The 18685-nt window shown below is 46.0% G+C and carries 9 protein-coding genes; all 9 read right to left on the reverse strand.

All coding sequences use genetic code 11. The features are described 5' to 3' along the window. Positions 1 to 11: 11 nt before the first annotated feature. The 9 genes from SCB77_RS03705 to SCB77_RS03745 all read right to left on the reverse strand — a co-directional run bounded on the left by SCB77_RS03705 (position 12) and on the right by SCB77_RS03745 (position 18349). Complete coding sequence (locus tag SCB77_RS03705) at positions 12 to 3308, reverse strand: SusC/RagA family TonB-linked outer membrane protein (protein WP_320185079.1); 3297 nt, start codon at positions 3306 to 3308, stop codon at positions 12 to 14. A 584-nt stretch (positions 3309 to 3892) separates the two neighbouring features. After that, entirely contained in the window at positions 3893 to 5809 is a 1917-nt protein-coding gene (locus SCB77_RS03710; protein WP_320185080.1) for an AAA domain-containing protein, read from the reverse strand. Positions 5810 to 5905: 96 nt separating this feature from the next. Then, a complete protein-coding gene (locus SCB77_RS03715) occupies positions 5906 to 7639 on the reverse strand; it encodes an alpha-L-rhamnosidase-related protein (RefSeq protein WP_320185081.1) in 1734 nt (577 codons plus the stop codon). A gap of 66 nt (positions 7640 to 7705) precedes the next feature. Beyond that, a complete protein-coding gene (locus SCB77_RS03720; RefSeq protein WP_320185082.1) occupies positions 7706 to 8602 on the reverse strand; it encodes an AraC family transcriptional regulator in 897 nt (298 codons plus the stop codon). 33 nt (positions 8603 to 8635) lie between these two features. Then, the gene (locus SCB77_RS03725) at positions 8636 to 10711 is read right to left on the reverse strand and encodes a glycosyl hydrolase (protein ID WP_320185083.1); all 2076 of its coding nucleotides are present in this window, start codon (positions 10709 to 10711) and stop codon (positions 8636 to 8638) included. Positions 10712 to 10912: 201 nt separating this feature from the next. Then, positions 10913 to 12604, reverse strand: a complete 1692-nt coding sequence (locus SCB77_RS03730) for a hypothetical protein (protein ID WP_320185084.1) — start codon at positions 12602 to 12604, stop codon at positions 10913 to 10915. A 48-nt stretch (positions 12605 to 12652) separates the two neighbouring features. Continuing rightward, on the reverse strand, positions 12653 to 14053 hold the full coding sequence (locus tag SCB77_RS03735) for a sialate O-acetylesterase (protein WP_320185085.1): 1401 nt from the start codon (positions 14051 to 14053) through the stop codon (positions 12653 to 12655). Positions 14054 to 14390: 337 nt separating this feature from the next. Continuing rightward, positions 14391 to 15155: a response regulator transcription factor gene (locus SCB77_RS03740; protein ID WP_320185086.1), complete on the reverse strand. Its 765-nt coding sequence runs from the start codon at positions 15153 to 15155 to the stop codon at positions 14391 to 14393. Positions 15156 to 15160: 5 nt separating this feature from the next. Continuing rightward, positions 15161 to 18349: a ligand-binding sensor domain-containing protein gene (locus SCB77_RS03745; protein WP_320185087.1), complete on the reverse strand. Its 3189-nt coding sequence runs from the start codon at positions 18347 to 18349 to the stop codon at positions 15161 to 15163. Between the last annotated feature and the right edge of the window lie 336 nt (positions 18350 to 18685).

The raw sequence follows: 18685 nt of genomic DNA on the forward strand, positions 1-18685 counted from the left end.
TGGTCTTTAGCTTAGAGTCCTAGGTTTATACCGATATTGTAAACACGCTGCACGGGGTAACCGAGACCGTTTCCACCCATCTCCGGATCCCATGTTTTAAAAGAGCTGATCACGAATAGGTTACTGGCATTCACATATATCCGACAATTGGACAACTTCAGGCGATTCAATATTTTATCGGTCAGCGTATAGCCCAGCTCTACGTTCTTTAAGCGTAGAAAAGCACCATCACGCAGCCACCAAGTGGATCGTTGGTTGTTGCTATTGTTCTGTATGGTACTGAGGCGAGGCCAAAAGGCATAGAGGTTTCTGTTGTCTTCCGACCAATGATCGTCGGCAATCACACGCAACAATCCATTTTGCTGTCCACCGTCATTGACAAAAGGCGATATTGCGGAAGGTTCTATGAAAAACGACGATTGTGCAGAACCTTGAAAAAAGGCACTAACATCAAAGCCCTTATAGCCAAAACTACCGCCCAATCCATAGATCACCTCTGGCGATGTAGGCAAGCCAATCGGTACCATATCCGCTTCATTGATTACCCCATCAGCATTCACATCACGGTATTTGATATCGCCGGCACCGTAGGCCGCTTCACGGCCTGATCCAAAAAATTGTGTAGGAGAGTTGGCTACTTCGTCATCATCTACAAATAGGCGCTCGGCAATGTATCCCCATTGCTGGGTAACAGGATAGCCCACGCGTGATCGGTACCACTCGTTGGCGGCATACACCGGTTCATCGTATACTGTAGCCTTGTTTCGCGCATAGGTAAAATTTCCACGAAGCTGCGCCCACATGCCATTCATAAATCCTTTGTTGTAGTTTATTCCTACATCAATCCCCTCCGATTCCGCCTTACCCACGTTGGCCGCCATGCTGGCCTGCAGTCCCATCGTTCCCGGGACGTAGGTTCGCGTCATCAGGATATTGCTCCGTTTTTGCTGATAAGCATCAATAATCACGTCGATACCATACATGGAGAGGTCTAAACCTACGTTAACCTGTCGCGACTCTTCCCATCCAATTTGATCGTTTGCATAGCGCGAAATGGAGACACCTGGCCGCGAATACTCCCAATTGGTTCCGAAACTGGAGCCATAACTGCCGTTGTTCAGATTGACATCCGACATGTAGAAGAATCGTGCATTAGCATCGCCAATGGCATCATTTCCTACCATTCCGTAGGAAGCACGGAATTTCAAGTTGGTGACATGTTCCTTAATGGGTTCAAAAAACTTTTCGTTGGACAATGCCCAAGCCACGCCCAAAGAAGGGAAGAATCCCCAGCGATTGTTGGCCGCAAAGCGTTCCGATCCATTAAGTCCAAAGTTAAATTCCACAAGATAGCGGGTATCATATACATAAGAAAAGCGTCCAGATAGCCCCATATTTCTGCGGGGCAACGATGCCTCTAGGCTTTCGTTGGTACCATCGCCCAATCTATAATAACTGACGATGGAATTTTGTACAATTCCAATCAGCATGGCCGTTACATCATGTTTCTCCTGAAAATTGCGTGCATAATTGGCAGCTACCTCGGTGTAATAGGTGTTTGTTTGGTCTTTGTCTCCAGCTGTATAGTTGAGATACTCCCTCCCTGTTTCGCCCACCGAGCCGGCGCTGCCATCGTTAAGCGCAGTGAGGTTTATGTTGCCGTCCACCGCATTTGCCCGGTAATAAAAAGGTACGTAGCGGCGCTGCGAAGCAAAGCGTGCATAGCGTTGCACATAGCCCATGGCTCTCGCCGACAATCCGGGCAGTAAAAAGCCAAAATCCTGCTGCACCTGAAATTGTGCATTAATGGAAGAGGAACTGTAGCGCTGATATCCGGATACCATATTTGCATACGGATTCGTATAGAGTGTAGAGGTGCTGCCCGGAACAAGCTCACTGCCGAACATAATATGGCTCGTGTAGGGCGAATATTCTGCGGGATACATGACCGGAAAAGCCACGGGATTAGCTTTCAGAACGGAGTTAAACGTTGCTTGTCCTCCACCTATAGGGCCACTGTAGTCATCAAATTGTCCATAAACCCGAACAATAGCTTCCGTAGTTTTGGTTAAGTTTAGGGTATTGTTTGCACGGATGGAGTAATTCTGCAACTTGATGTTGTTACCAAAAGCGTTCATACCATCGTTTTTAAGCACCCCGTTATCAATATTATAGGTTCCCGCAATATAATACTTGGCTACTTTTCCACCACCAGTAATGTTGGTGTTAAATCGTTGGTTCATCGTGTAGTCGCGGATCAGGAGGTTCATCCAATCGTTATTCGGATAGAGATACGGATCGCCACCATTTTCCGTAAAATCAATCTTAGAAAGCGCATAAGGCACTGGGGCCAGCGGGTTTCGTGTCAGTGCCCCCTCGTTGGCCAAGCGCATATAGCTGATATTATCGGCCATTTGAAAATTACGGGTGTTGCTGGAAACCGAGTTCTCCGCACGAAAGTTGAATTTTGTCCGTTCGTCAACCCCTTGTTTGGTATTCACGAGCATCACACCATTTGCTCCGCGCGCACCATACACGGCTGCTGCAGTAGCATCTTTCAGTACCGAGAAGCTGGCGATATCATCCGGTTGCAACCTAGCCAAATCTGTCGCCGATGATTCTATACCATCGATTAAGATGAGTGGATCAACCTTTCCACCGCCAAACGATCCCAAGCCACGCACAAAAAACTGGGCGTTGTCCTGCCCGGGCTCACCGCTGCGCTGGTAGGAGATCACACCAGATATCCGTCCGGCAAGCATCGTCGTCAGGTTACTGGTGGGCCCCTTTAATTCTTTTACATTAACTGTCGTCACCGCGCCAACCACATTCTGACGCTTTTGTTGACCAAAACCGACAATCACCACCTCGTCAATTGCCGTATCCTCCGTTTTTAACACCATATTCAACACGGAAACATTGGCCAATACCACACTTTGTTTGACATAGCCTACGGCACTAAATTCCAGTGTTTGTCCAGGCTGCGCCTGAATAATGTAGAGACCATCGTCGTTGGTCTGCGCCTCGTGGGCTGCGCCAACGACACGAATGGAAACGCCGGATATGGGCCTATTGAGCGAATCTGTTACCCGGCCAGATAGTTGCCCTTGAGCGAGCGATAGCACGCTAGCAAATTTATTCGTGTTTGTAATAGGATGGTTAGTGGTTAATATTGGTTTGCCGGCGAGTCTACTGCTCGGATTTCCGGAAACGTTTTGTACGCTAATCGTAAAAAGTGTACTCGTTAACAATAGAAACCATAGGGCACGACACTGCCGAAGCCTTAAAATCGTTTTAATTGCATACATTTGTTTGTCTTTAATAATTGTGTTAGAAATTGCGATTACGGAAGGCAACTCCAATCGGCAGTGTTTGCAGCACTGTCGATTTCTGCCTTGTATTCAGGTTAACTTATGTTTCTCCCATACTGCTATTTTTTTAGGTTTTCATTTTAGTTTTATCTCCTCAAAGTTCATTGACCTCAACGCAATCTGTGCGCTTATCATCAAATGATAGTCAACAACATGCTTATATGCCTAGGCATTTCTTTGTCGCCGAACAAAATAGATGTCAACATATCCGATGTAAGCCCTTCATAATTATCCATTGGATCAATTGTAAAAAGTTCTTCTCCTCTATCATTTGCTTCAGAAACGTCCTTCTCTTCGATGCGTTCGCATGCGTAGGTTATGAAGCAAATAGCAAAACAACTCTGCTAATATGTTTTAGTTAGCTATACTCAAAAATATTTTATTTTTACCTGAAAACTGTACTGTACTGTCCTGCTTACTTAAAAATCTGTATTACAAATAAATAGACATAAAACAAGCTTAACGCAGGGACGGATTGGGCATCATGTAGTCATGCTCAATGGATTTAGGTTTTAACTTAACTATTCCATATCAAGGCCCCATTCCCAAACGCTATGGTAATGACCAATCGATTCCACGTAGCGAATAAATTCTTTATAAAACGGATACTCGCCAATGGTACCACTATCGCCCAGTACAATCAACTTTTTCTTGGCTCGGGTCATAGCCACATTCATTCGACGCACATCCTGCAAAAAACCGATCTGCTGTTCTGCATTTGATCGCGTCAAGCTTATGTAGATCACATCTTTCTCTTGCCCTTGGAAGCTATCGATCGTATTGACTTGTATGGCATGAAGAAAAGGATGGATAGCTTCATCTTGCTGCACCATCTCTTTCAATAGCTGCGTTTGTTTTCTGTAGGGAGCGATAATACCCACACTTGGAAAGTTATCGCTGTTGTAACTATCCTTTAGCTGAGCGAACGTTTCCAAGAGGTGTCGTTTGAGGAACAACGCCTCTTCCACATTGCTGATCGCACCATCTTCTTCGTTTTCTTCAAATCCTGCTCCAGCCGTATCGATAAATAAGATCGGTGCATCGTCGCCGTCGAGCGTTCTACTGGAAACCGAGGCTGCTGCTACCAACCTATCCGCATACAAGGCCGAGGAAGGATACTTCATAATTTTCTCGTGCATCCGATATTGCACATCGAGCAAGGATACTCGGTCCGGATGACTGGCCACCAGTTTCTCAAATAGCGTAACAAATAACCCTTCACCCATCTTCTTTACCGACTTTACCGTGGGCGGCAACTGACAATGATCGCCCGCTAGAAGAACCTTCTCAGCTTTTAACAGGGGTATCCAGCAAGCCGGCTCCAGCGCCTGCGCCGCTTCATCGATCACCAGCATGGCATACTTCCTATCACGAATGGTATGATGGTTGGCGCCCACCAAGGTAGCCGTGATCACTTGAGTTTTGTCTACAATATCAGCAACGATAAAGTCCTGTATTTTGTCGATTTCCGTTCGTAACTTACGCGCCTCGCCAAATAAGGCTTTCCTTTGTTCGCGCTCCAGCTTGCCAAAATTGCGTTTGTATTTATGAGCCATATCGAGATAAGCGTTGGCCTGTTTTGCCAACGTTTTCACTTCTTTTCTGGCGGGGTGTTTTTCTGCTTTGGCATCGAGTGTCAGCGACTGCAGATGATCTGAAACACGTACAGGATTACCGATGCGAACCACCGATATGCCCATATCGTCAAGTCGCTCCGTCAAGACATCCACCGCCGTGTTGCTTGGCGCAACCAATAGAATCTGTTTATTGTTCTGCTTTAAGAGCGCTTGAACAGCATGGATGAGTGTCGTTGTTTTCCCTGTACCAGGTGGGCCATGCAGGATGCTCAGCGGGCTGGATCCCAAAACATGTGCTATCGCCCTATTTTGGCTCGCATTTAAATGCTCGTTTTGGTAATGTGCCGCTGTTTCCTCTACAGGATAGAAAGACTCTTCGCCCAACAGTTGGCGGATATGTTTGCCCTGTCGTAAATCAGCATGTAATTCCTTTGCCCGAATAAGCGCTTCGTGCATCTCCCGGTAGGCATTTTCATCAAAAAGCAGATCCACGCCAAGCTTACCCCGTCGGCTCCAATCGGGCAATTCGTCCAAGCGAAACGATATCCGCATACTGTCGCCTCCTACGTAGGCTATGATGCCTTGAACCCGATCCTCTTCGGGATTATAATTTGAAAAAATAGCAACCGGCATACCAAAACGAAAACGATGTCCCTCTTCGGAATTGTTCGTCTTTCTAACGGTGATGGTTAAGTAATCGCCTCGTCCTAGCTCACTATTTACTACCGCTATTGGAAACCAAGTTACTCCTTGCGCTTTACGTTCTTGCAGATTACTTTTTCGCAACAACGACTCATGCAAATTACGATCATGATTTTGCTCTTCATTCAATAAGGCCGCAAGCCCGTCAAAATAATTCATACAGCTTTATACGCATTAAGATATGCGCAAAGTAACGGTTTTTAGGCGATTTTTGCCCTAACAACAATCCATGCTCGACCATTAAAGATACAGACGCTAGTCACGGATGATGCGTACCTCCGCGGGAGCCTTGATCTCCGACTTTGTTTTTCCATTCTTGTCCTTGCTATGCTTGACATAGATTACACCATAGGGCGTGGGATAAGAGCCTTCAGCAAAACTGAGGTTTCCTAAATTCGGTTTCACCCGATAAACCTTGCTTCCGGCTTCCACTACCTTGATCCCGAGCACATGCTCGGCAAGCCAAGCTGTTGGCCCCGACGCCCATCCGTGGCAAAAGCTGTGTCGATGACCAACATAGCAATAATCACCAAAGGTAGCGTGAACATCGACCTTTCCTGCTGAAGGCAATTCATCTATCCTTCCGGCATTGGGCAGCCAATCGATATTAAAGTCTTCCCAAAAGCTGGTCGCACCTAGATCCAGCATGCCGCCCCAATACACACGTATAATCTCCATAGCCTCTTCATATCTACCCGCCTTGGCCATAGCTTGAAGCATGTAATAACCATAAAAAGTGGAAAAATGTTTTGCGCCCCCCTTCGCTAGTAGTTCGTATGCAGCATCGGGGTCCATTATGTTCGTCTCCGCGAAAAGAGCTGCTACTTGTTTTGAATCGTGATGTGCAGGCACATAGTTGCGCATTTCTTTTACCGTTTGCTCACAGCGCTTTTGCGTTTCTTTATCGCCCAACACAGCACTCAACAGAGCCGCTTTCTCCAGCGAATAAATCGTCATCGCTTGCAGTCCTGCATGCACGGCAATACTATCCTCGCTGGATGGCCAGTCCAAGAAACGATTACCATCCATGGCCTCCTTTCCATGCTTCACTTTTCCCACGATCTGGTTGACCAATGCACGCAGATAGCTATGTTGCTCGTTGAGGTAATCTCTATCTCCGTGGTGCATGTACCAGTCATGTTGCAACACAATCCACCACATGGAATAGGTGCTTATACCGCACATCCATCCCGGCAGTGGCGTTGCATCCCGTGCCAAATCTAGACTTTTGGGAACAACTTCATTAAAACCAAAAACAGCGTTAATGGTGGCTACCTCCGGATGTAAATCGCCTACCCAAACGAGGCGATCGCGCTTGATGCCGTCCCACAGATACGCCTGCATGTTAAGATGTACCGTATAGGCACCGACTTCCCAAATCTCGTTCAAGCGTTCATCACTGCTGTTAAAGCTTCCCAAATAGGGTATATCCCGATAGGTAAATATCGTTCGCACCTCACGCAGTTGCAGTTCAGCCTCGGCATCCAAAAGATCAATACGCACAAACCGAAAGCCAGATTCGCCCGTTTGATTTTTGCCGAGCCAAGGCAATTGCATGGTAAAATCACGTATCGCATGGTCGTTTGTGGCGCCATGTTCCGCCAAGGTCGACATCGCTTCGCTTACCGATTCGCCGAAGCGTACCCGTATATTTCTGGGCACATTGCCCCCAGCCCACATCCCCGTAACAAACTCCACTGCGCCGTGGAGCTCCTTCCCGAAGTCCAACAATAGGCTACTGGTTTTACCAGCCGTATTGCGCATCCGTACCATGCCCTCGTTGGTCAAATTTGCTTGGCCATTTCCTTGCTGCAACAGTCTATCTACATGCTGTACATCACCGTCCGACCATACTACACGTACCGGATAAACATACTCCCTTGTCAGTGGGCTGATCAGTTCTTTTCCATCACTCAACTTGCGCTGGGCAAAAAGTGAATAACTGCTTAAAGCAAAAAAAGAAATCAATAAAAAAAATCTACAGCTCATAAAAATCAATATACAAAAGTTACTCAAAAAATTGTCGACCCCGATAGCGGTATGCGTCGTTATTTACTACGAAGGACACACGATCGCATACGTTTTTTTGAAGGCCATCGGCGAGAGGCCTGTTTTATCTTTAAAAAATTTTGAAAAATAATATTCCGACTCAAAATTAAGCGCATACGCTATTTCTTTCACCCGTTTTTCCGAATACAAAAGATGGCTCTTTGCTCGTTCAATTTTCAACTGCGTGAGGTATTGACCTGGTGCAAGGCCCGTATGTCTTTTGAATATCTTTCGAAACAAGGAATAGCCCAGTTTCAACTGCTCGGCAATTTCCATCAGGGTTATCTTTGTTTCGGTATTTTCGCGAATCAATACCATCGCCTGCTGCACCAAGTTCACATGCTCGCCACTCTCCCGTTCTACCCGCTGCTGCTTAATCAAGGCATACACAAGCCCCAGTAGATGAGCAACCATACCCGCAACCAAGGGCTGGTATCCGGGCAGCTCGGACCGCGTTTGCGTCATAATATCCTGATACAAACTGACAATCCCCGGGTGCAGCCCCGTTTGGATTACCGGCTTGTTTCTATAAAAGAAGGAATGCTCAAGCATGGTATCTGCAGTAGAACCTTTAAAACCCACCCAATATTCTACCCAACCTGTCTGGCTATCGGGCCGATAGCGGTGCCACTCTCCAGGGAATAGCAAGATCATCGTTCCAGCAGAAACCTTACGCAGCCCTCCGTTTTGCGACTCGAAAATCCCCGTCCCTTTGGATATATAGATCAATTGATATTCTTGCAATCTCCGTCCCTGTTTCCATTGAAATTGATAAGGCTCAGGGTGTCCTGTTAGGGGATAGTTAGCACAGTTCACCACTTCGCCACAACCTACGTTCAATAGGGTCAGTCCCCATTTATCATCATCGCCACTTGTCGGTAAATATCTGTAATAACTCTCCATAGCTCCTAATTCTTAGTAAATCATGCCTTTCGGTCAACGCTCGATCAAAAACAAAGATTTAAAAGGTGCCAAACGCACCGTCACCGCGGTTCCTGACCCTTCGCGCTTAATGATTGCCCTTTCAGACTCCATTTCTCCAGTATGCGGATCCCAACATGCTAGATCAAAATGCCCATCCAATACAAAAGAACTCCTTTTTTCATCGCTGGAACTATTTCCGAAAAATAGGATGCGTTTTCCTGCTAATTCCTTTTGTATGATCGGTATCGGATGCTGCTTAAATTGCAAGAGAAATGGCGTCTTCACCTGCTGCAAAGCGGCTTGCAAATTCCGAACGGTTGGCTTCTCCAAAAAATGCACATTGTTTCGCTTCAACATTCCTTTTAAGATGTTACGCAACTTTTCATCATCTTCTCGCCGTGTGGCCTGTGCAGGTAGCTGCGTCGTAAATAGAACGGTTCCGCCGGCTGCGGCAAAGGCATCAATCTTTTCGATATTACGCAAGCTGAGGGATCTGGAAGCTGGCACAACGATCACTTTAAAATTATTGTGCTGGCGCTTATTATGCAAGGACAATTGTCCGTCTTTGACCTTACACTGTGCGTCGAGCACCTCCGGATGTAGGTACATATGGTCGAAACCTAGGCTGTCAAATAGATGCACACTAAGATCCGTATAATCCAAGTAAGGTAGTTCAACACCGCCCTTATAGTAATCCAACGGTCCATCAAAATAATGATCGCCCTGCATACTCGCGATAGGATACAACACAGCGATGTCGCCCAACCAACGGGCATCATTTTTTAGCAAGACGTTCAGTCGGGTCAAATAATCGGTAAATGTACGTAAGCTATCGGCGTACAGTGGATTTCGTAGCGATAGTTCCGGCAGGAACGTTACTTTTTGATCATTATACCATGCCGCGTGTGGAATCAAGGTATTGATACCTTTGCTATATTGGTCAATGCTGATGCGGAATAGTTCATCCCAAGAAATATTGCCCATGTCGCCAAATGTTTCCGACATCACCAAATATTTATCCCAATTGTAGGCCGCTGAACTAATAAGTTTATAAAATCGCTCTGCGGGACGCTGCCCACCAATCTTATCGATACCGGGTGCTTCCAAATATTTAAAAGCCTTCATAAAGTCGCCCGACGTGCCAACGGCATTTAAAATCTCTTCGTTGTCTAGGTGTCCTGTGGCATACACCCCATGCTTACGGCTCCATTCGTCTACCTGCCGAATGTAGCCTTCAGCAAACAGCTCTGCACGAAAGCCGAAAAGGTAGTTGCGGGCCTCTACCGTCTCAGGACCTATGTCATACCATAATGCCGGATAGAGAAGTAGCGGATTGAAGCCATACTTTTTTTGAAACTTCTCGTTAAACGCCGGCGTCCAAGTTCTTCCCTCCGCGTAATACATGGTGGGCTCATCAAAAAAAGTACCTTCCACAACGTTTCCAAAATAGTCGGAAAAACGTTTTTGATATGCTTCATGAGTCATTTCAATATATAGTGATGCTGCTTCTGGGTCTAAGTAATCAACAATAGAATTGCCCGCATCATTGCAATAAAAGGCCATCACCTTCCACGCTCCTTGCGGTGCATTCCACTGTATTTTTTCGCCTTTCAGCAGTTTGCTGAGGTCAATCCTACGGTGATCCAACGTGTCCAAAGCCACCACGCCTATCAAGTTTGCACGACTTATCGTCGCTGTAAAACGCCCCGGTTTCTCGACCATAATCTCGGTCTTATCCAAGCGCTTGTTTGTCAAATGTGGATACCGTTGCTTAAAGCGCCCCACACCATCACCGTTGATATCTCCCGCGGTGCCGCTCGGAAAACCATATTCATCGTATATGTGAACTCGCATACCCAATTTCTTAGCTTCCTCCAAGCATACGCGATAAGCCTCAAAGTAGGCTTCAGAAAGATATTTCGGTTTAAAATCCTTACCAAAAGGAAGTATACTGACACCGCCATAGCCAGCCTGTTGCAACTGCGCCATTTGCTTTTTTATCTCCATGGGCATCACTTCCGTGTTATTCCAAAACCAAAGTGGCACCGGCCGATGTTCAGTTGGCATTTGCTGAAAATCTGCTTTCATTTTTTGCCAAGGCTGTGCATGAAGCGTGGCGATCATGCAACTACATCCGATCCAAAGGAGTATCAACGATTTCATAGGTGTATCAATGAGGGTTTATAAAAATATCGTAAACACAAATTTAACCGCGTCACTATCTGCGGCATTGCACGAAATGAGATTTCCGTTGTGTTTTCTGACATAAATAGACCTCCCTCACAGCTGCTAGTTGCCGATCCCCAGATCCAAAGCCAATTGCTGTTTCTGTGGATGAACCTGAAAAACAAATGATGCATCTTTTCCCGTCAACAGCGTGCCTTTCTTGCAACGAACTCGAAAGGCATGATCTTTAAACACGGCCGCAATCTCCTGTTGGGCAATATTTTTGAAAGGTAATATCGTTTGCTTTTCTGTAGGCACCTTGAGCTCAAAAAACCATTTAAGATCTTTTTGCTTCGGTTCGCAACGCAAAGACAGCTCTTTCTCCTTCAGCAGAATAACAAACAAGTTTCCATATTGATCCCTGCTACGAACCTCCAATGTCTTATGGTCAGGCTCTGTCACTGACGGTGCTTGTAATATCAACTCCTCGCCTTCTCCATTCGCTTTCTTGTGCATTATGCGCAAGCCTGCGCGTTCTGTTTTTGTACTCCAGAAGAAACCATCAACCAAGGGCAAGGTGAAATAGTAGAATTGCCCTTCCGTGCCCGGCTTATCGAGATACAACGATTTAAAATGCTCGTCAAACAAATGTATATCGCGAACGCGAAAGGCATTCTTCTCCCAATAGAGATTGGCGCGATAAAAGCGGCTGTTATACCATATGCTTTTGTTGCCCTGCTCTCTATAATCGTCCAGCGCCACCACTGCCGTCGCGGGCGTTTGCGGAAACTGCTCGCTAAACCAACGTCCTGCCTCTTCTAGAGTCTGCACACGCACTTTACCCACCTTCCGCAGCGAGTCGATCATCGGAAACTGCATCTCCAACCCCTTTTTCATGGCGTCCCATGTGAAGGAATTTTCTTGTCCTGCCTGTGCATAATTGAATGCCAAACTAGGCTGGTCAACGATCGCGTTAAAGAATGAACGCGTCCATTTCTTATCCATACCGCCATCTTCGTAAACCGGCTCCAACGTAATCACTCCCTGTCCGCCAGTGCCCACGCCCAAATCATATTGATATATAGGATCACTGCCTAGCATCCTGAAAACAGGAACCGGAATTTGGTTCTCTGTAGACTGTGCTGGCATGTAAGCATTATATACACTGGGATAATACGCCTGGTTCCAGTAGCCGCCCCAAAGCGTGTAACCATCTGTACCGACTTGATCCTTGCAATTGCTGGATGCCACGATCTGATATTTCTTGTACATGTAGCCTAAGGTATGCGAATCGATAAACCAAGAACCGACCGACTTTGGATATCGTCCAAAAACAGCCTTGAACTTTTCCATGTAGACATCTACCAGCCGTTCTCGTTCCTGTTGGGTATAGCCCGTTGTGAAGGCAATATTTGCGGTTGACACCCAAGGGTGTTTACCGCGCCACTTGATGCCCGCGGCCTCTACATGAGGTTGGGTAATTTCCCACCAAGCGCCCACTTCAATCTCTGTAGGCGATTCCCCTTTCAGTAAGGTCTGATATTTCGGATTGATTAAGGCATCGTATTGCAGCAGAAAAGTACCGCTTAACTGGTATTTTTTCATCAGCGCAAGCTCCCGCTCCGTAGCATCAAAAAGTAGGCTGTCTGCATCCTTCAGGCGGTAATCGGTCTGTCGAATAAAGTTCACGATGGTGATAATACGTGGACTACCATCGGCAACAACGACCGCGGCTTGACTGAGCAAAAATGTATGAAAAGCTATCCAACAAAGAATAAGTTTGATTCCTTGGGAGGCTGTTTTCGTGTTAATCATGGGCTTCGATGTTAAAGGTGTAAATACATTAATATGCTGTAAGACAAACTAAAAGGACCAATCATCCGTTCGGAAAGGCGCTACCGGCAGACCATTGCTGTTAAAAAGATTCGACATATCCGTTTCTCCAAAACCGAAACGCACAGCCACTGGCGTAGCAACCGATGCTGAGGACACCAGCAGTTGATTGCCCTTAACCACCGCCACCGCTTCGTGGAAAACCTTATCTTGCCCCGCAATAAAGAGATGCTTGACCGTTTTTCCTTCAACTACCAAAGACTTACCTACATGGTCAAAATCGATAACCATTGTTTTACCGTCTACACGGTGTCCTTTATACATCGGCGATTTATAATCGTCTCGTTCTCCCTTCAGGTAATGCTCATGCAACGCAATGTCTGCAAGGCGTTTTGCTACGGCTCTTTTTTGAATGGGATGAATATCGCCCACATTGTCTACCAAGTCCGTCGTCACGACCATCGCTGTTTTCCGTAGTGAGGTCGCGGTCTTCATCTGCTGTTCGCGTAGCAAAGCCGCTAGTGGCAACTTATTGTTGTAGGTAAAAGGCGCTATCTGCACGAAATAGAAAGGATAGTCTTGGTTCCAAGCGAGGCGCCAGGATAAAATCATGCGCTGCATCAAGCGATCGTAAGAAGACCAGGTAGCCACATTGCTTTCTCCTTGATACCAAAAGACTCCAGATAGTTTATAGTTAATTAAAGGATGCAACATACTGTTCCATAAGACGCCCACCGCGTGCGGTCTGAAAGAAGCTGCCGTTTGTTTTTCAGCAGCGGCACGCAATTCCGGATCAGGGTCTACAAAGTAAGAGGGTGTCCACACCTCGGCAGCGGTGCCTCCCCAGCTGGCATTGATAATGCCGATTGGAACACCCAATTCCTTGCGCAGCTCCTTCGCGATGAAATAGCCAATGGCTGAAAAAGGTTTTAAAGATTGCGCATCCAATTTTTGCCATTGATTTGGAATATCATCCTGCGGATAATCCGATCCGTAGCGGCTTACCTGCAGCAAACGGATCTCCGGATCGTGTGCTTTAGGCAGTTCATCAAGAATTTCCTTTAGATTTTGCTCGCCACTCCACTCCATATTTGACTGTCCCGAGCAGAGCCATACATCGCCCAGCAATACGTTTTGTAAGGTGATACGTTCGGCATCCGCTTGGACATCCAAGCTGTAGGGCCCTCCAGCGTTCGAGGTCGCGACAGCCGTCTTCCACCGTCCCGAGCCGTCCACCACAAAACGCGTCGTATCTTGAAGCCAAGAAGCCGAAAGCGAAACTGTTGATCCCGCTCGTCCCCATCCCCAAATGTACACGGTCGCATTACGCTGTAAAACCATATTGTCAGAAAGCACATGGGGCAACCGCAACTGTGCCTGAACCGCTACGGCAGAAAATAGCAACAATAAAATAACAAGATTTCTTTTCATGATTTAGATAGTAGTTCTAAGTTTACGTACATTTTTAAGGTATGTTAGCAGGGAGCGCGTCAAAAGTCTCCAACAATTAATCGTTTTAGCATTTTTAGTTTAGTCATCCCGTTTTTACCCCAGTCATCCTTCTCGTGAATGTCTGTTTGGCACCAATCGGCCTATTAGTCAATGATTATCCAGGTTTATAGATTCCAAGCTTATCGTATCACTTGAAATGCTTTAGGGGTAGCGATTCACCTTATTGTGAAAAGCGCCCTCCTTCAAAAATATCTACTTTACAAAACTTAACCGTCCTGCCCTATCCTGCGCCACAGAAATAGACGGCTAGCCTTGACTATTCCTTTGCTAAGGAATTCATATAGCCCTGTGGCGATACATTGAAATAACGTTGAAAATTCTTATTGAAGAGGCTTTGACTACTGTATCCTACCATCTTAGCAATTTCGGACATCGTAAATTCATTCTGTGCAATCAACTTTGTGGCTTTTTTCAAGCGTGTTAGATCGATCAATTCTTTCGGCGTGAGGTCGGATATGGATTTTATCTTGCGGTAAAACGTAGGTCTGCTCATATGCATATGATCGGCCAGCTGATCGATATTAAGCGCCGTATCATCCAAGTTTTTCCGAATATAACTATCCAGTTTTTTAAGGAAAGCTTCGTCTGTTTTAGAATGCGCCATCACACGCACATCTTCGAAGGGAGAACTAGCAAAGTGCATTTTAATCTTCAAACGGTTCCCGAGAAGATTGGCAATTTGTAATTGCAATAATTCGGGCGAAAAAGGCTTTTGGATATAGAGGTCAGCTCCCACCTCAAGCCCTTCAATGTGGGCATCGTAGCTATTCTTGGCCGTGAGGAGCACCACCGGTATATGGCAGTAGTCCACATTGGATTTGATCAATTTACACAGTTCGAAGCCGTCGATGCCGGGCATCATAATATCCGACACCACCAATTCGATGAACTGCAGGTCTAAAATCTGCCGCGCATCCTCACCATTCTCTGCAGTATATAGGTCATATAAATCACCAAGCACCTGCGCTAAAAACTCCAGGATATCTTCGTTATCATCGACGATCAGAATTTTGTTTTTCATAGGGCCTACATCTTTTTCCAACTACTCAATTTAAATTCAAACTTTTGACGCATCGGCAGCTGAAGTTCGAACAGCACCAGCTGTTCGTCACTGGGTAGCAGTCGAAGTGTCCCGTTGTGCAACTCTGTTAATGATTTCGCCAGTGAAAGGCCAATGCCCGTACCCGGTTGACTGTTGCCACGCATCCTAAAAAAAGGCTCAAATACCTTCTCGCTCATCCCTAGCGGAATACCTTTTCCGTCATTGCACACCAGTACAGTAAACGTTTGTTGTTTTCCATCCGCAACAAACAGGCGAACATGTGCCTTGGAAAAGGCATATTTAACTGCATTAGATAGCAGGTTGCTAAAAATCTTTACCAATGCTTCTTTATCCGCAAATGCTTCTAGCGGATCCATTGGTAAATCCATGGTCAGCTCGATGCCTTTCTTCTCCGCTTCAGGCACAAAATTCATTACCTGCTCCTTCAACAAAGCACGGATATCCGTATGCACAAAATTTAGCCCAAACTGGTCGATCTCCGTTTTCCTAAAATCCAACAATTGGCTGGTTAGCTCTACCAACCGCTTGGCGTTGCGCTGCACCATTGCTAGACTCTTCTTTATACTTTCGTCTTTCGTACGATGCACCATCAGCTCAATTGGTCCTAAAATCAAGGTAATTGGCGTCTGTATCTCATGGGCGATATTCGTAAAAAATTCGATCTTAGCACGGTACACATCTTTCTCTTTCTCATGCTCGAAAAGCTTCTGCTTATTCCGGTTTATTCTTTCGAGGTAACGATGGTAGTAGCGCACGGCAAAAAACACCATCCCTATTATCAAGAGCAGGTAAGCCGCATATGCATAGCTCGTTTGCCAGTAGGGCGGTAAGATCTTGATATACAGCTTTCGCTCTTTCCCTATCCAGCTATCCACATTGCATTTAGCCCGCACCGTGAATACGTATTCCCCCGGAGAGAGGTCCGTAAAATAAGCTTTGCGGTTGCGACTCAAATAGGTGCCCCGACGATCCACGCCTTCCATAAAATACTCATAACGCGTAACTTCAGGCGAGGCGTAGTTCAAGGCGGCGAACTCGATATTGAAGTTATTCTGCAAATAGCTTAACACAATCGTATCCGAGTAAAACACCGAACGTTGAAGCGGACTACCTTCCGTTCCCGGCACTACATCCTTATTGTTTACCTGAAAACCCGTGATATAAGTTGCCGGTCCTGTGCTGGTCTTTTCAAAATCCTTCGGGTCAAACACGATCATCCCCTTCACCGATCCAAAATACATCTTCCCTTGTGGGTCCTTGTAGGCCGAACTGAAGTTAAACTGATCCGTGATTAAACCGTTGGCTTTCGTATACACTTTGATATTATCGGTTTTTCGATCCAAACAAATTAAGCCCTTCAGTGAACTTATCCACAACCGATCCGCATCATCCTCCAACATCCGGAACAATAGGTTACTGGGCAGCCCATTGGCCACGGTAAACTTTTTCACTATTTTTCCTGCTGGGCTAACCTTCATCAAGCCACCCCCACCGGTAGTAAACCACATGAAGTGATCCTTATCTTCAAAGATCCCATGTACGGCAAACTCATCCCTATATTTGCCGTTAACCTTGTCCGCAAAGCGAATATTGCCTTTTACACCGGTCTTCGGGTGGTAGTAATATGCCCCACGGTTTATGCTCCCCGTCCAAATATTCCCTTTGGCATCTTCACGCACATCAAAGACATAGCTGTCTGTCGGAATTTCCTTCACGCGCGTTAAGGTCTTTTTCTTTGGGTCAAATCGAAACAAGCCCGATCCGCCATAGCCTGTGCCCACTAAGATCGTGCTGTCACGTGTTTGGTAAATAGACAGCACAAAGTCGCTCGCCGGACCATCTTTCTCGCCAACCAGCTTGAAGCGATCGGTTACCAATCCTCGTTTTACGTCAAACACCTCCATCCCATTATAGTAAGGGCCAAAAAGCAACTGATTTTTATAGGCCAACAGACCATGTATATTGGCGTAAGGAATAAGCGCCTTTTGATTGGAAGAAAGAAAATTAGAAAATATGCCCGTCCTGAGGTTCATTTTGTTCAAGCCTCCGTCTTCCGTGCCTATCCACAAGTCTCCTTTATGATCTGGGCTAAGTTCACGCACCGCGTTTCCAGATAAAGAATTTACCCCCGCCACGGGATAGTATTTTTTGAACCGGGCATTGTTGGGTGAATAATAATGCAAGCCGCCAAAAAACGTGCCTGCCCACATCCCCCCTTCCTGGTCTCGGTACACACTATACACCGCGTTATCGGCCAGCGCATAGGGATCATCAGCATGCTTACGCAAATTCACATGCTGTCCCGTTTTCAAGTTGTAGATGTAGATGCCCGATTCTGTCGCAACCCAACATTCCGATTTTGTAGACAAACCAATGTCGCGTACGTAAATATCCGTGTTATCATGCTCGCGCAGTCGCAATGAGACGATCTTGCCCGTCGAAAGATCATAGCTTTTCAAGCCCTGCTTAAAACAGCCGATCAGCGCCTTACCTCCATCTAAAAGCACAATTTTACTGATAGAACGTAGGTTGTCCGGTATTTCTTTACCCAACACCTGAATCTCCGATCGCTGCCCCGTCAACATATCATAAAGGGTAATCGATCCACCATGATTACCTACCCACAGTTTATATTGTCGTTCATCAATCGTCAAACAAGAAGCCTGTATCTTGAGGTTTTGGAGACTATCCTGCTCCACATCATATTTATGCAATTCTGAATTTAGAGAAAACCACAGGTTGTTGTGGCGATCAACCTGCAGGTGGCTGATGTAGGCACGTGGAGCAGACTCCAATCGCGTGAATACTTCCTGAAAAGGATCATAACGGTAAATACCACGTCCGGTGCCTATCCAAAGCATGCCATCTTTATCTTCCGCCAAGGCCGTGATCACATTATTGCCTAAATAACCAAATCGGTCGTTTTTGTTGCGAAAATTCTTGAAGTTATACCCGTCAAAGCGATTTAATCCTCCGCGTGTAGCCACCCAGATCATCCCTTTGCTATCCTGCATCACAGCGCCTACCGAATTATGCGCCAACCCATCCTCCGTTTGATAATGTTTGAAATAATACTGCTGCTGTCCGAAACATATTGATGTCACAGATAGCATACATACCTCAATCAGCATTATCAAGAATAGGTTCCGCATAGTTTATAATTATCAAAGATATAGAAATAGGCGGGAAAATTACAACAGCGAATCTCGCTGTTGAATGTCCAGTTTTTTCGGCGATATGGGCATCTCTCCCTCTCCTAAAACGTTTAATAGCTTCATGCACCTGCATTTGAGCGAACTGCACAATAAATTTGAGACAGAACGACAAAAAGATGAACAATTTTTACAATTTCCATTGCTTTACTTTGAAGAACAGTTAACAAATTAATAAACGACACCGCAACACTGTTCTTCTTCATTAAGCAGCCGGTACCATCCGAATGGCCTATCTTGCTTAAACTATGCTTATGTGCCCGCTAACGCACACGA

It is taken from the genome of Sphingobacterium bambusae, assembly GCF_033955345.1.
GTDB classification, from domain to species: domain Bacteria; phylum Bacteroidota; class Bacteroidia; order Sphingobacteriales; family Sphingobacteriaceae; genus Sphingobacterium; species Sphingobacterium bambusae.

Coding starts and splice junctions, on each gene's coding strand:
- SCB77_RS03705 (WP_320185079.1), bottom strand. CDS start 3,308: ATGTATGCAATTAAAACGATTTTAAGGCTTCGGCAGTGTCGTGCCCTA.
- SCB77_RS03710 (WP_320185080.1), bottom strand. CDS start 5,809: ATGAATTATTTTGACGGGCTTGCGGCCTTATTGAATGAAGAGCAAAAT.
- SCB77_RS03715 (WP_320185081.1), bottom strand. CDS start 7,639: ATGAGCTGTAGATTTTTTTTATTGATTTCTTTTTTTGCTTTAAGCAGT.
- SCB77_RS03720 (WP_320185082.1), bottom strand. CDS start 8,602: ATGGAGAGTTATTACAGATATTTACCGACAAGTGGCGATGATGATAAA.
- SCB77_RS03725 (WP_320185083.1), bottom strand. CDS start 10,711: ATGAAAGCAGATTTTCAGCAAATGCCAACTGAACATCGGCCGGTGCCA.
- SCB77_RS03730 (WP_320185084.1), bottom strand. CDS start 12,604: ATGATTAACACGAAAACAGCCTCCCAAGGAATCAAACTTATTCTTTGT.
- SCB77_RS03735 (WP_320185085.1), bottom strand. CDS start 14,053: ATGAAAAGAAATCTTGTTATTTTATTGTTGCTATTTTCTGCCGTAGCG.
- SCB77_RS03740 (WP_320185086.1), bottom strand. CDS start 15,155: ATGAAAAACAAAATTCTGATCGTCGATGATAACGAAGATATCCTGGAG.
- SCB77_RS03745 (WP_320185087.1), bottom strand. CDS start 18,349: ATGCGGAACCTATTCTTGATAATGCTGATTGAGGTATGTATGCTATCT.